9 protein-coding genes and 1 tRNA gene are annotated in these 12396 nt (G+C 66.3%); 1 reads left to right on the top strand and 9 read right to left on the bottom strand.

The window, feature by feature from the left end; all coding sequences use genetic code 11:
- Nucleotides 1-23: 23 nt before the first annotated feature.
- The 9 genes from B2J86_RS03340 to B2J86_RS03300 form a co-directional block, all read right to left on the bottom strand.
- A complete protein-coding gene (locus tag B2J86_RS03340) occupies nucleotides 24-407 on the bottom strand; it encodes a LysR substrate-binding domain-containing protein (protein ID WP_169169480.1) in 384 nt (127 codons plus the stop codon).
- A 230-nt stretch (nucleotides 408-637) separates the two neighbouring features.
- Nucleotides 638-725 (bottom strand) — tRNA-Ser (locus B2J86_RS03335).
- 193 nt (nucleotides 726-918) lie between these two features.
- Nucleotides 919-2271 carry a dicarboxylate/amino acid:cation symporter gene (locus B2J86_RS03330; protein ID WP_169168836.1) on the bottom strand — a complete coding sequence of 451 codons (1353 nt, stop codon included), beginning with the start codon at nucleotides 2269-2271 and terminating at the stop codon, nucleotides 919-921.
- Nucleotides 2272-2641: 370 nt separating this feature from the next.
- Nucleotides 2642-4933, bottom strand: a complete 2292-nt coding sequence (locus B2J86_RS03325) for an NADP-dependent malic enzyme (protein ID WP_169168835.1) — start codon at nucleotides 4931-4933, stop codon at nucleotides 2642-2644.
- A gap of 425 nt (nucleotides 4934-5358) precedes the next feature.
- Nucleotides 5359-7152, bottom strand: coding sequence for a gamma-glutamyltransferase (ggt, locus tag B2J86_RS03320; protein ID WP_173024718.1), 1794 nt, complete (start codon nucleotides 7150-7152; stop codon nucleotides 5359-5361).
- Nucleotides 7153-7255: 103 nt separating this feature from the next.
- On the bottom strand, nucleotides 7256-8512 hold the full coding sequence (locus tag B2J86_RS03315; RefSeq protein WP_173024717.1) for a M20/M25/M40 family metallo-hydrolase: 1257 nt from the start codon (nucleotides 8510-8512) through the stop codon (nucleotides 7256-7258).
- Entirely contained in the window at nucleotides 8509-10284 is a 1776-nt protein-coding gene (gene uraD, locus B2J86_RS03310; RefSeq protein ID WP_173024716.1) for a 2-oxo-4-hydroxy-4-carboxy-5-ureidoimidazoline decarboxylase, read from the bottom strand. Before uraD ends, B2J86_RS03315 begins: the two co-directional genes overlap by 4 nt.
- Nucleotides 10285-10290: 6 nt before the next feature.
- On the bottom strand, nucleotides 10291-11247 hold the full coding sequence (puuE, locus tag B2J86_RS03305) for an allantoinase PuuE (RefSeq protein ID WP_173024715.1): 957 nt from the start codon (nucleotides 11245-11247) through the stop codon (nucleotides 10291-10293).
- Complete coding sequence (locus tag B2J86_RS03300; protein ID WP_173024714.1) at nucleotides 11244-11921, bottom strand: GntR family transcriptional regulator; 678 nt, start codon at nucleotides 11919-11921, stop codon at nucleotides 11244-11246. Before B2J86_RS03300 ends, puuE begins: the two co-directional genes overlap by 4 nt.
- 90 nt (nucleotides 11922-12011) lie before the next feature.
- Here B2J86_RS03300 and uraH point away from each other — a divergent pair, with 90 nt between their 5' ends.
- On the top strand, nucleotides 12012-12362 hold the full coding sequence (gene uraH / locus B2J86_RS03295; protein WP_169168828.1) for a hydroxyisourate hydrolase: 351 nt from the start codon (nucleotides 12012-12014) through the stop codon (nucleotides 12360-12362).
- Nucleotides 12363-12396 lie beyond the last annotated feature (34 nt).

The following is a 12396-nucleotide window of genomic DNA, read 5'->3' as shown; positions in this document are numbered from 1 at the left end:
GGGCGAGGGTTCACGGTCTCCTCTCAGCAGCGATCGATGAGTTGCGCTTTGTGTGCTGCAAATACAAAGTCAAGAAATGCCTTGGCCCGCTCAGGCAAGTGTTTGCGGCTCGGCAGCGCTGCCAATACGCAATAGCGTCCTGTAATCCAACCTGGCAGAACGTGTTCGAGTGCACCTTGGTTCAAGAATGGGCGTGCCGAATCCATGGTGAACGTGGCAATGCCTGCACCGTCCAGAACCATTTGCAGGATGCTGGCAGTCTGGTTGATGGTGATGGCGGCGTGCACTTGAATGTCATGCGCTGGCTGTTCATCCATGTGCTGATCGTTGCGCCACAGCGTAAAACTGTCACGGTGAACGCCGGCGGGGCGGCGCAGCACGCACATGTGCTGCGCCAGGTTCTGCATCGAGCACCAAAGGCCTGCTTTGGCTGCTTCGAAGGCACGAGCTTGTTCCGGTCGGCACCGACACCCGCGGGGAGCACGATCAGGGCGTTGGCATGGGAGTCCGCATGCCCATCGAGAGCAGACGCGCTCTTGGACATCAATTGAGCAAAAGTTGGACGTTGATCGGATGCAACATCGAGCTCGTCTGGTCCAAGAAAAAATCTCTTTTAAATCAAAATCTTAGGACGTTTTGGCGGAGACTGTGAGATTCGAACTCACGGACGGTTGCCCGTCGGCAGTTTTCAAGACTGCTGGTTTAAACCACTCACCCAAGTCTCCTGGAAGGAGCCGCGTATTCTAGCGGGTCGCCGCAGTGCCTGGCGCCGCCCGGACACGGGCTGCAAGGAGGCGGGAGGCGCGGGCCCATGGGCATACCGCCGGAAATGCCTGTTTCGAACGGTTGAGGCACCAAGCGCTGATGGAGCAAGCGTTTCAAGCTATCGAAATAGGAGTTTTAAGGGGTGGAGAGCCGCTAATGGACGCCCGATGTGTCCATGCGCGCGGTCGTGGCGTTGAGCAGCACTTCGGGCTCCTGGGCGTCCACCCAGTCCTGGTTGTTCAGGCGGGCGTGGAGCTGTTCGGTGTTGAGTTCGTCGGTCCATTTGGCCACGACCACGGTCGCCACGCCGTTGCCAATCAGGTTGGTGAGCGCGCGCGCCTCAGACATGAAGCGGTCGATGCCCAGGATAAGCGCCAGCCCCGCCACCGGCACATGGCCCACGGCCGACAGCGTGGCCGCCAGCACGATGAAGCCGCTGCCGGTGATGCCGGCAGCGCCCTTGGAGGTGAGCAGCAGCACGGCCAGCAGCGTGATCTCCTGCGTCAGTGTCATGGGCGTGTTGGTGGCCTGGGCGATGAACACGGCGGCCATCGTAAGGTAGATCGAGGTGCCGTCGAGGTTGAACGAGTAGCCGGTGGGGATGACCAGGCCGACGGTGGATTTCTTCGCGCCCAGGTTCTCCATCTTCTCCATCATGCGCGGCAGCACCGACTCGCTCGACGACGTGCCCAGCACGATGAGCAGTTCCTCCTTGATGTACTTGATGAACTTCCAGATCGAAAAGCCGTGGAAGCGCGCAATCGAGCCCAGCACCAGGAAGATGAACAGCAGGCAGGTCAGGTAGAAGGCGCCCATCAGCTTGCCCAGCGATAGCAGCGAGCCCACGCCGTACTTGCCGATGGTGAATGCCATGGCGCCGAACGCGCCGATGGGGGCGACCTTCATGATGTAGCCGACGATGGTGAACAGCACATGCGAGGTCTTCTCGATCATGTCGAACACCAGCGTGCCGCGCCCGCCGAAACGGTGCAGCGCAAAGCCGAACATCACCGCGATCAGCAGCACCTGCAGGATCTCGCCCTTGGCAAACGCATCGATCAGTGTGGTGGGGATGATGTTCATCAAGAATTCGGTGGTCGTGCCCAGCTTGCCCGGCGCGGTGTAGGCGGCGATGGCTTTGGTGTCGAGGCTGGAGACGTCGACGTTCATGCCGGCGCCCGGCTGCAGCACATTGACCACGAGCAGGCCGATGACCAGCGCGATGCCGCTGACCACCTCGAAATAAAGCAGCGCCAGGCCCCCCGTGCGCCCGACTTTCTTCATGTCTTCCATGCCGGCGATGCCGACCACGACGGTGCAAAAGATGATGGGCGCGATGACCATCTTGATGAGCTTGATGAAGCCGTCGCCCAGCGGCTTCATCTTCTCGCCCAGCGCGGGATAGAAATACCCCAGGAGCACGCCGACCACCACGGCGGCAAGCACCTGCAGGTAGAGCGAGCGGTAGAAGGGAAGCTTTCCCGCAAGGCGTGGGTGGGTGGCCATGGTGCCTCCGCTGGAGTGATGCCCGGATTTAGCGCTTTCTGCGGCGGTTTTCCGCCCGTGCGGGTGGAAAACCACACACCCAGCATGCTGGAGGGGGCGGCGCAGCGCGTGGCCCAGAGGCGTTTTGGGCAAAAAGCGCCTCAAACCCCTGCTGCGTAAGCGCAAGCAGCTCTCTTTTTGATTTTCCTGGCGTGGAATGCCGCGGTGGCGCGGCGCCGGCACCGGCTTTGTCTGGGACCCGAACAGGTGTTGCGTGTGCTTGCCGGGCGCCGCGCTGCGGTCGGCGCCCGTGGATCGCTCCCGCCAAGGCAAACTGCCTCCAGACCCGTTCACGGTCTGGAGGCAGCTGTGGGGGAGTGCGGCGGAGGTTTTAGCCGCGCACCGCGTTCGCGGCCGCCAGGGCCGTCATGTTGAGCACGCGGCGCACGGTTGCCGAAGGCGTCAGCACGTGCGCCGATGCGGCCGCGCCGAGCAGGATCGGGCCGATGGTCGCACCCTGGGTGCTGGTGACCTTGAGCACGTTGAACAGGATGTTGGCGGCGTCGAGGTTCGGGCAGATCAGCACGTTGGCCGCGCCGGTCAGCGTGGTCTCGGGCAGCGCGGCGGTCCGGATCACCTGCGACAGGGCGGCGTCGCCGTGCAGTTCACCATCGCACTCGATGTGCGGCGCCGCCTGCACGAACAGGTCGCGCGCCGCGCGCATCTTGCGCGCCGATTCGCGCGAGGACGAGCCGTAGTTCGAGTGCGACAGGAAGGCCACCTTGGGCGGCACGCCAAAGCGCTGCACCTCTTCGGCGGCCATCAGGGCGATGGCGGCGAGTTCGGCGGCGTCGGGGTTTTCGTTGATGTAGGTGTCGGCGATGAACAGCGTGTGCTTTTCCAGCATCAGGGCGTTCACGGTCGCCAGCTTGGGCGTGCCTTCCTTGAGGCCGATGACGTCGCGGATGTGGTCCAGGTGGCTGTCGAACTTGCCCACCAGGCCGCAGATCATGGCGTCGGCATCGCCGAGGTGCACCATGAGCGAGGCGATCAGCGTGTTCGAGCGGCGCACGGCGGCCTTGGCGGTCTCGGGCGTGATGCCGCGTCGGCCCATGAGGCGCTGGTAGGTTTCCCAGTACTGGCGAAAGCGCGGGTCGTCCTCGGGGTTGCAGATCTCCACGTCCTTGCCGGGCTGGATGCGCAGGCCGGCCTTGGCGATGCGTGCGGCGATCACGGCCGGGCGGCCGATCAGGATGGGCTTGGCCAGGCCGTCGTCCACGGCGGTCTGGACGGCGCGCAGCACGCGCTCGTCTTCGCCCTCGGCATAGGCGACGCGCTTTTGCGCCAGCTTGGCGGCGTGGAACACCGGGCGCATGAACATGCCGGTCTGGTAGACGAAGCGCGTCAGGCTCTCGCGGTAGGCGGCGATGTCGGCGATCGGGCGCGTGGCCACGCCGGAATCGGCCGCCGCCTGCGCCACGGCCGGGGCGATGCGCAGGATCAGGCGCGCATCAAACGGCGTGGGGATCAGGTAGTCGGGGCCGAAGCTCAGGTCCTTGCCGGCATAGGCGGCAGCGACCTCGTCGCTCGGCTCGGCCTTGGCCAGGTCGGCGATCTGGCGCACGCAGGCCAGCTTCATGGCCTCGGTGATCTTGGTGGCGCCGCAGTCGAGCGCGCCGCGGAAGATGTACGGGAAGCACAGGACGTTGTTGACCTGGTTGGGGTAGTCCGAGCGGCCAGTGGCGATGATGCAGTCGGGGCGCGCGGCCTTGGCCAGTTCGGGGCGGATCTCGGGCTCGGGGTTGGCCAGTGCCAGGATGATGGGCTTGTCGGCCATGGTCTTGACCATGTCCACCGTGAGCACGCCGGGGGCCGAGCAGCCGAGGAACACGTCGGCGCCGTGGACCGCATCGGCCAGCGTGCGCGCGTCGGTGTTTTGGGCATAGAGCGCCTTGGACGCGTCGTAGCCGCCGGGGCGGCCTTCGTAGACGACACCCTTGGAGTCGCACATGAAGATGTGTTCGCGCTTGACGCCCAGGCCTACCATCACGCCCACGCAGGCGATGGCGGCGGCGCCGGCGCCCGAGACGGCCACTTTCACGTCGCCGATCTGCTTGCCAACGAGCTCGAGCCCGTTGAGCAGCGCGGCGCTGGAGATGATGGCCGTGCCGTGCTGGTCGTCATGGAACACCGGGATGTTCATGCGCTTGCTCAGCTCCTGCTCGATGTAGAAGCACTCGGGCGCCTTGATGTCTTCGAGGTTGATGCCGCCCAGCGTGGGCTCGAGCGCCGCAATGATGTCGATCAGCTTGTCGGGGTCGTTCTCGGCCAGTTCGATGTCGAACACATCGACGCCGGCGAATTTCTTGAACAGGCAGCCCTTGCCTTCCATCACCGGCTTGCTGGCCAGCGGGCCGATGTTGCCCAGGCCCAGCACGGCCGTGCCGTTCGTAACGACGCCGACCAGGTTGCCACGTGCCGTGTATTCGTGGGCCAGCGAGGGGTCGGCCTCGATGTCGAGGCACGGGTAGGCCACGCCGGGCGAGTACGCGAGGGACAGGTCGCGCTGGTTCGACAGCGGCTTGGTGGGCGTGACCGAGATCTTTCCCTTGTTGGGATTGCGGTGGTATTCGAGCGCGGCTTCGCGCAAAGCCTGTTCGGCGGCGGAGGTGGGATGTGCCACTGCGGACTCCTGTGACGTTGACTGGGGAGGGAAATGGGGAAGGGAAAGATCACTCGCCTCTGGTAAGACGAGTGTGCCAGAGCACGTGGCAGCGGGGGTGGCTGCGGCGGGAAGGTTGCTTTGGCACAGCGGGGATCGGTTTGCGCAAGGTTCGGCCTGGTGGGGGGCGGGGAGTGTGGGGTGAGACGCTTTCCCGCGCTATTCACCCCATTTGTGCTATTTAAACTATAGCTTATGACGCACGCCAGTGGGAGGTTTGTGCGCAATTTGTTGCTGTGCAGGCATGAATTTTCTGGGTCGGCGGGGCCACTGGGCCTCGGTCTGCCGCCGGCGACGCCGCGCCGGGCATGAAAAAAGCCGCAGGCATGGACATGGCTGCGGCGGGCGCGTTCGGCACGGTCGTGCGTCTCGCCGGAGTGCGGGGATCAGTAGCCCAGCGTCTTGCCGTCGGGGTTGCGCGGATCGGAGTAGCCGTAGAGCTTGCCGTCCCTGAGCTGGATGGTCTGCGTGCGGCCCATCGAGGGCTTGAGCGCCACGTTGTGGCCCCGCTGCTTGAGCAGGGCGATGGTGTCGGGGCTCAGGCCTTTTTCGATGCGCAGCTCGTCGGGCGTCCACTGGTGGTGCACGCGCGGGGTCGACGCGGCCTCGGCCGGGTTCATGCCGAAGTCGATGGTGTTGACCACGGTCTGCAACACGGTCGTGATGATGCGCGCGCCGCCGGGGCTGCCCGTGACCAGCACGGGCTTGCCGTCCTTGAGCACCAGCGTGGGCGTCATCGACGAGAGCGGGCGCTTCTTCGCGGCCACGGCATTGGCGTCGCCGCCCACGAGGCCGTAGGCGTTGGCCACGCCGGGCTTGGCCGAGAAGTCGTCCATCTCGTTGTTGAGCAGGATGCCCGTGCCCTTGGCCACGATGCCGCTGCCGAAGTTGGTGTTCAGCGTGTAGGTCACGGCCACGGCATTGCCGGCCTTGTCCACCACCGAGTAGTGCGTGGTCTGGTCGCTCTCATAAGGCTGGGGCTGGCCGGGCTTGATGCTTTTGCCGCTGCGCGCCATGTTGGGATCGATGCCCTTGGCCAGCGCCGCTGCGTAGCGCTTGGAGGTCAGGCCCTTGAGCGGAATCTTCACGAAATCGGGGTCGCCCAGGTATTCGGCGCGGTCGGCGTAGGCCAGCTTCATGCTCTCGGCCATGTAGTGGATGGTCTGGGCGCTGTTGGGCCCCCATTGTGCGATCGGCCACTGCTCCATCATGTTCAGGATCTGCACCAGGTGCGGGCCGCCGGAAGAGGGCGGCGGCATGGTGACGATCTCATGGCCGCGGTAGCTGCCCCGCGTCGGTTCGCGCTCGGCCACCTTGTATTCGCGCAGGTCTTGCAGCGAGAGGGCGCCGGGATACGGTGCCATCTCGGCGGCAATTTGTTGTGCGATGGCGCCTTCGTAGAACACCTTGGAGCCCTGCTGGCCGATCAGGCGCATGGACTGCGCCAGGTCTTTTTGCACCAGGGTGTCGCCGACCTGGAGCGGTTCGCCGTTGCGCCAGAAGATCTCGCGCGTGGCAGGCCATTGGCCCATGTTCTTCTTCTCCTGCTGCAGGATCTTGGCCAGCGGCTCGCTCACGGGAAAGCCCTTGTCTGCCAGCGCGACGGCCGGCGCGACCACCGTGGACAGCGGCAGCGTGCCCCAGGTCTTGAGCGCATGCTCCATGCCGGCCACGGTGCCGGGCACGCCCACTGCGTAGGGGGTGTAGAGCGATTTGCCATCGATCACATTGCCCTTGGCGTCGAGGTACATGTCGCGCGTGGCTTTGCCCGGCGCCACTTCGCGGAAGTCGAGCGCCACGCTTTTGCCGGTCTTGGCGTCGTACACCACCATGAAGCCGCCGCCGCCCAGGTTGCCCGCATTGGGCAAGGCGACGGCCAAGGCAAAGCCGATGCCCACGGCCGCATCCACCGCGTTGCCGCCGGATTTGAGGATGTCCAGGCCGATCCGCGACGCCAGTTCCTGCTCGGTGGCCACCATGCCGTTGCGTGCCACGACCGGGTGGAACACGTCCATGTCGAAGTCGTAGGCGGCGCTGGCCGCCTGGGCGGCGGCGGTCTGCTGCACGACCGCCGGCGTGGCCGCGGCGGGGGGCATCTGCTGCGGCGTGTTGCTGCAGGCGGCGAGGCTGGCGAGGGCCAGCGCAAGGCTGCTGGCCAGCAGGGTGTGGCGGATGTGCATGCTTGTCTCCTCGGGCGTAAAAAAGGACTTGCACCGATGGCGGGGCAAGTCCTTGGCAGTGTAGAGCGGGCAGTGGTGCGAGCGCTACTGGCTTGCCGCGCGCTCAGGCCAGCAGGTCGTGCAGGCTGCGCGCGATCACCTTGGTGGCGCGGCGCAGGTCTTCGAGGTGCAGGCGCTCGTCGGCGCGCTTGGCGTGCGATTCGAGCACGCTGCGCGGGCCGGCGCCGTAGATCACACCCGGAATGCCGTGCTCGGCGTACAGGCGCACGTCGGTGTACAGCGGCGTGCCCCGGGACGGAATCGGCTCGCCAAACAGCTCGCCGCCGTGCTTCTGGAGGGCTTGGACCAGCGGCGCATTGCCGGCAAGGGGCTTCATGGCGTTGGCCAGCAGCAGGCGCTTGATCTCGACGGTGGTGCCCTTGGCGCACTGGGCGGCGGCATCGGCGATCACCTGGCGGATGTTGGCTTCCACCTCGGCCGGGTTTTCTTCGGGGATCATGCGGCGGTCGAGCTTGAACACCACCTTGCCGGGCACGACGTTGGTGTTGGTGCCGCCTTCGATGCGGCCGACGTTCAGGTAGGGGTGCTCGATGCCATCGACCTGCGAGGTCACCTGCCGGTACAGCGCGTTCTGTGTGTACAGCGCGTTCAAGATCTGCACCGCGCCCTGCAGCGCGTCCACGCCGGTGTGCGGCACGGCGGCGTGCGCCATCTTGCCGTGCACCGTGACTTCCATCTGCAGACAGCCGTTGTGCGCGGTGACCACTTCGTAGCTGAAGCCCGCCGCAATCATCAGGTCGGGCCGGCTCAGCTGGTGCCTGAGCAGCCAGCCGGGGCCGAGTTCGCCGCCGAACTCTTCGTCGTAGGTGAAGTGCAGTTCGACCGCGCCTTTGCAGGGCCGGGCCACGGCTTCGAGCGCGCGCACGGCGTAGGTGAAGCTCGCAAAGTCGCTCTTGCTCACGGCCGTGGCGCGGCCGTACATGTCGCCGTTGGCGATGTCCGCGCCATAGGGGTCGTGCGTCCAGCCTTCGCCCGGTGGCACCACGTCGCCATGGGCATTGAGGGCGATGGTGCGGCCGCCGTCGCCGTAGGGCCGGCGCACGATCAGGTTGGTGATCGACTCCATGCCGTAGGCCTTGACATCGGCGGCGGGCACAGCGTACTTTTCAGCGGTGTAGCCAAAGTCCTGCAGCAACTCGGCGGTGCGCTCGGCGTGCGGGGCGTTGTTGCCCGGCGGGGTGTCGGTCGGCACCTGCACCAGCGCCTGTAGAAAGCGCACTTCCTCGTCGAAATGCTGGTCGATCCAGGCGTCGAGCTGGCGGTAGGTCAGGGCGTTGTGGCCGTGGTTGGGTGCGTTCATGGGGTCTCCGTGGCGATTTGGTGGAGGACATGGGAGAAGGCATCGATGGCCAGCTGCATGTCGTCGCTGGTGGTGCTCTCGAGCGGGTTGTGGCTGATGCCGCTGTGGAGGCCGCGCGTGAACAGCATCGCCTGGGGCATGATTTCGTGCAGCTTCATGGCGTCGTGGCCGGCGCCGCTGGGCAGGCGGAACACCGGCACACCGAGCGCCTCGACGGCGCGCTCCCAGCGCTGTTGCCATGCGGGGGCGCTGGGCGCGGCAGCCGCCTGCATCGACAGCTCGGCGCTGAAGCGCAGGCCCCGGCGCTGGGCGATGGCTTCGAGCTCGGCGAGGATGTCGGTCGCGAGCGCGTCGCGCTGCGGGTCGGTCGGTGCGCGCATGTCGAGCGAGAATTGGCAGCGCCCCGGCACCACGTTGATGGAGCCATTGGGCACGGTGAGCTGGCCGATGGTGGCGACCGAGTCGCCGTCTTGCGCAGCACGCTGTTCTGCGTAGAGCGCGAGTTCGGCCACGCCGACGGCCGCGTCGCGGCGCCGATCCATCGGGGTCGTGCCGGCGTGGCTGGCCATGCCGATCATTTCGCAGACATAGCGCTTGCCGCCGTTGATCGAGGTGACCACGCCGAGCGGAATGCCCTGTTCGTTGAGCACCGGGCCCTGCTCGATGTGCACTTCGATGAAGCCCAGGTAGCGGGCCGGGTCGCGCTGCAGCTTCGGGATGTCGTCGACGCACAGGCCCGCATGCTGCATGGCCTCGCGCATCGCGATGCCATCGGCATCCTTTTGCTCCAGCCAGGCCGGGTTGAATTGGCCGATAAGCGCGCCCGAGCCCAGGAAGGTGGCCTTGTAGCGCTGGCCTTCCTCTTCGGCGAAACCGACCACCTCGAGGCCGAACGGCAGGCGCTTGCCCTGGCGGTGCAGTTCGCGCACGCAGGCCATGGGCACGAAGATGCCCAGGCGCCCGTCGTACTTGCCGCCGTTGCGCACGGTGTCGTAGTGCGAGCCGGTGAGCAGCGCCTTGGCGCCGGGTGTGGCGCCGTGGTAGCGGCCCACGACGTTGCCGACGGCGTCGATCTCGACCTCGTCAAAGCCGCATTCGCGCATCCAGTGGCTGATGCGCTGGGCACAGGCGCGGTGCGCGTCGGTGAGGTAGGTGACGGTGAGCTGGCCCTTTTCGGCGTAGCCCGCGTCGCTGTGCTGCGCCAGGCGCTCCTGCCAGTCCCAGACGTCGTTGCCCAGCGTGGGCGCGTAGCCGAACTTGTCGTTGAGCCGGATCTCGGCGATGCGGTGGATGTTGCGCAGCGCCTCGGCGCGTTCAAAGTCGACCGGATTGAGCAGGCGGCGCGCAAAGGTGTCGATGATTTCCTGCTTGGACAGGCCCAGGCCGCGCGGGCCACGCACGGCCAGGATGAACGGAAAGCCAAAGCGCGCGTTGTAGTCGGCGTTGAGTTGCTGGATGCGCGCAAATTCTTCTGGCGTGCACTGCGTCAGGCCCGCCTGGTTCTGCTCGTTCTTCGATTCGGCCGTGAGCGTGTTGCCCACCATGGCCTTGCCGGCGAGCTCCGGGTGGGCGCGGATCAGGTCGAGCTGGGCCTGCCCGGGCGCCTGGGCGAGCACCTGCGCCATGGCGTGCTTGATATGCGCCAGCGACTTGAACGGGCGCTGCGCGAGCGCCGCCTCGGCGATCCACGGCGAGTGTTCGTACAGGCCGTCGAGCAGGGCGGTTGCGGTGGCCGCATCGGCGGCGTTGAGTTGTTCCAGCGTCAATGGCATGGCGTTTCAGTCCTTGCAGGGGTGGGTGTGCGCCCAGTGGCGCGCGATGTCGATGCGGCGGCAAACCCATACCTTGTCGTGGCTCTGGACATGGTCGAGAAAACGCTGCAGCGCGGTGATGCGGCCGGGGCGGCCCAGCAGGCGGCAGTGCATGCCGATGCTCATCATCTTGGGGGCGTTGTCGCCTGCAGGGTCGCCTTCGGCGTAGAGCACGTCGAACGTGTCCTTGAGGTACTGGAAGAACGGATCGGCGTGCGAGTAGCCCTGCGGCAGCGCAAAGCGCATGTCGTTGCAGTCGAGCGTGTAGGGCACGATGAGCTGCGGGGCCGTGCTGCCGTCGCTCTTTTGCACTTTCATCCAGAACGGCAGGTCGTCGCCGTAGTAGTCGCTGTCGTAGGCGAAGCCGCCAAAGTCGGCCACCAGGCGGCGGGTGTTGGGGCTGTCGCGGCCGGTGTACCAGCCCAGGCCGTGCTCGCTGCGGTCGCCGAATAGGTCCTGGAAGATGCCCATGGCCAGCTCCATGTGGGCGCACTCGATGCCTTCGGGCACGCCCTGGTAGTGGATCCACTTGAGGCCGTGGCAGGCGATCTCGTGGCCCAGGTCGACAAAGGCCTGGGCCACGTCGGGCGAGCGCTGCAGCGCCGTGGCCACGCCGAACACCGTCAGCGGCAGCCCGCGCTTCTCGAATTCGCGCAGCAGGCGCCAGACGCCGGCGCGCGCACCGTATTCGTAGATGCCTTCCATGCTCATGTGGCGCTCGGGGTAGGCGGCCGGGTTGAACATCTCCGACAGGAACTGCTCGGAGGCGGCATCGCCGTGCAGCACGCAGTTCTCGCCGCCTTCTTCGTAATTGAGCACGAACTGCACGGCCACGCGCGCCTGACCGGGCCATTGCGCAGGGGGCGGGTTGCGGCCGTAGCCGATCAGGTCGCGGGGGTAGGGCAGGGTGGCGTCGTAGGTCATGGGGAAACGGCCGAGAGGGCCATGGAGAGGTCGTTGCTCGGGGGCTCGCGGTCGAAGGTCAGGCCTTCTTCCACATGCAGAAGGTGCGCTTGCATGAGCTGCACGGCCCGCGTCTCATCGCGCGCGGCCAGTGCGTCCACGATCTGGCCGTGCTCCTCGTGCGAATGTTCCGCGGCGGTGGTGGACTGGTAGACCAGCGTGATGAGCGCGCAGCGCGAGATCAGCTCGCCCAGCAGCTGGGCCAGCACGTCGTTGCCCATGAGCTCGGCCATGCGGACATGGAAGTCGCCCAGCAGTTCGGTGCGCTGGGTCACGTCGGCGCGGTCCATGGCGGCCTTCTCGCTGGCCACGTGGGCGCGCAGCGCGCGGATCTTGGCGGGCGTGACGCCCTGCACGAACGCGCGCGTCATCTCGGCCTCGAGCATGCGGCGCACGCTGAACACCTGGCGCGCTTCGGCCACCGAGGGCTTGGCGACAAAGGCGCCGCGCGCGGGCTCGAGCGTGATGAGGCGGTTCTGCGCGAGCTGGAACAGCGCCTGGCGCACGAGCGTGCGCGAGACACCGAAGTGGTCGGCCAGCTTCTGCTCGGCGAGCTTGGCGCCCGGGTGGAGGCGGTGGTCGACGATGGCGCGGGTCAGCGCCTCGACGATGCTGCTGGTGGTAGAGGATTCCATGGCGACATGATAGAGAGATTGCCAAAAAGTGTATACACTTTTGGTCTACATGCGCAGCTTTGCGCTTGGCATCACTGAAGGAGAAATCCCATGGGCCTGAGCACCCACGTCCTTGACACCATGAACGGCTGCCCCGCGGCGGGCATGCACGTGGCGCTGTATGCCACCACGGGCGGGCAGGCCACGCTGCTGCAGCGCCTGGTGCTGAACCACGACGGGCGCACCGATGCGCCGCTGTTCGACAACGCCAGCCTGAAGGTGGGCACCTACCGCCTGACTTTCGATGTGGCCGGGTATTTCAAGGCCCGCGGCGTGGCACTGCCGGAGCCCAACTTCCTCGGCCAGGTGAGCCTGGATTTCGGCGTCGCCCACGCCGACCAGCACTACCACGTGCCGTTGCTGGTCAGCCCCTGGAGCTACTCGACCTACCGCGGCTCCTGAGGCGCGGTGCAGCGGTGGCTGCATCAAAAAAAGG

The organism is Acidovorax sp. SRB_14 (genome assembly GCF_012932145.1).
GTDB lineage: Bacteria > Pseudomonadota > Gammaproteobacteria > Burkholderiales > Burkholderiaceae_C > Simplicispira.
Note: the sequence above shows the minus strand (reverse complement) of the source record. Positions and strands in the feature narration are given on the sequence as shown.

What these genes read in the sequence shown, in the direction of transcription:
- B2J86_RS03340 (WP_169169480.1), bottom strand. Translation starts at nt 407, where the DNA reads ATGCAGAACCTGGCGCAGCACATGTGCGTGCTGCGCCGCCCCGCCGGC.
- B2J86_RS03330 (WP_169168836.1), bottom strand. Translation starts at nt 2,271, where the DNA reads ATGGCCACCCACCCACGCCTTGCGGGAAAGCTTCCCTTCTACCGCTCG.
- ggt (WP_173024718.1), bottom strand. Translation starts at nt 7,152, where the DNA reads ATGCACATCCGCCACACCCTGCTGGCCAGCAGCCTTGCGCTGGCCCTC.
- B2J86_RS03315 (WP_173024717.1), bottom strand. Translation starts at nt 8,512, where the DNA reads ATGAACGCACCCAACCACGGCCACAACGCCCTGACCTACCGCCAGCTC.
- uraD (WP_173024716.1), bottom strand. Translation starts at nt 10,284, where the DNA reads ATGCCATTGACGCTGGAACAACTCAACGCCGCCGATGCGGCCACCGCA.
- puuE (WP_173024715.1), bottom strand. Translation starts at nt 11,247, where the DNA reads ATGACCTACGACGCCACCCTGCCCTACCCCCGCGACCTGATCGGCTAC.
- B2J86_RS03300 (WP_173024714.1), bottom strand. Translation starts at nt 11,921, where the DNA reads ATGGAATCCTCTACCACCAGCAGCATCGTCGAGGCGCTGACCCGCGCC.
- uraH (WP_169168828.1), top strand. Translation starts at nt 12,012, where the DNA reads ATGGGCCTGAGCACCCACGTCCTTGACACCATGAACGGCTGCCCCGCG.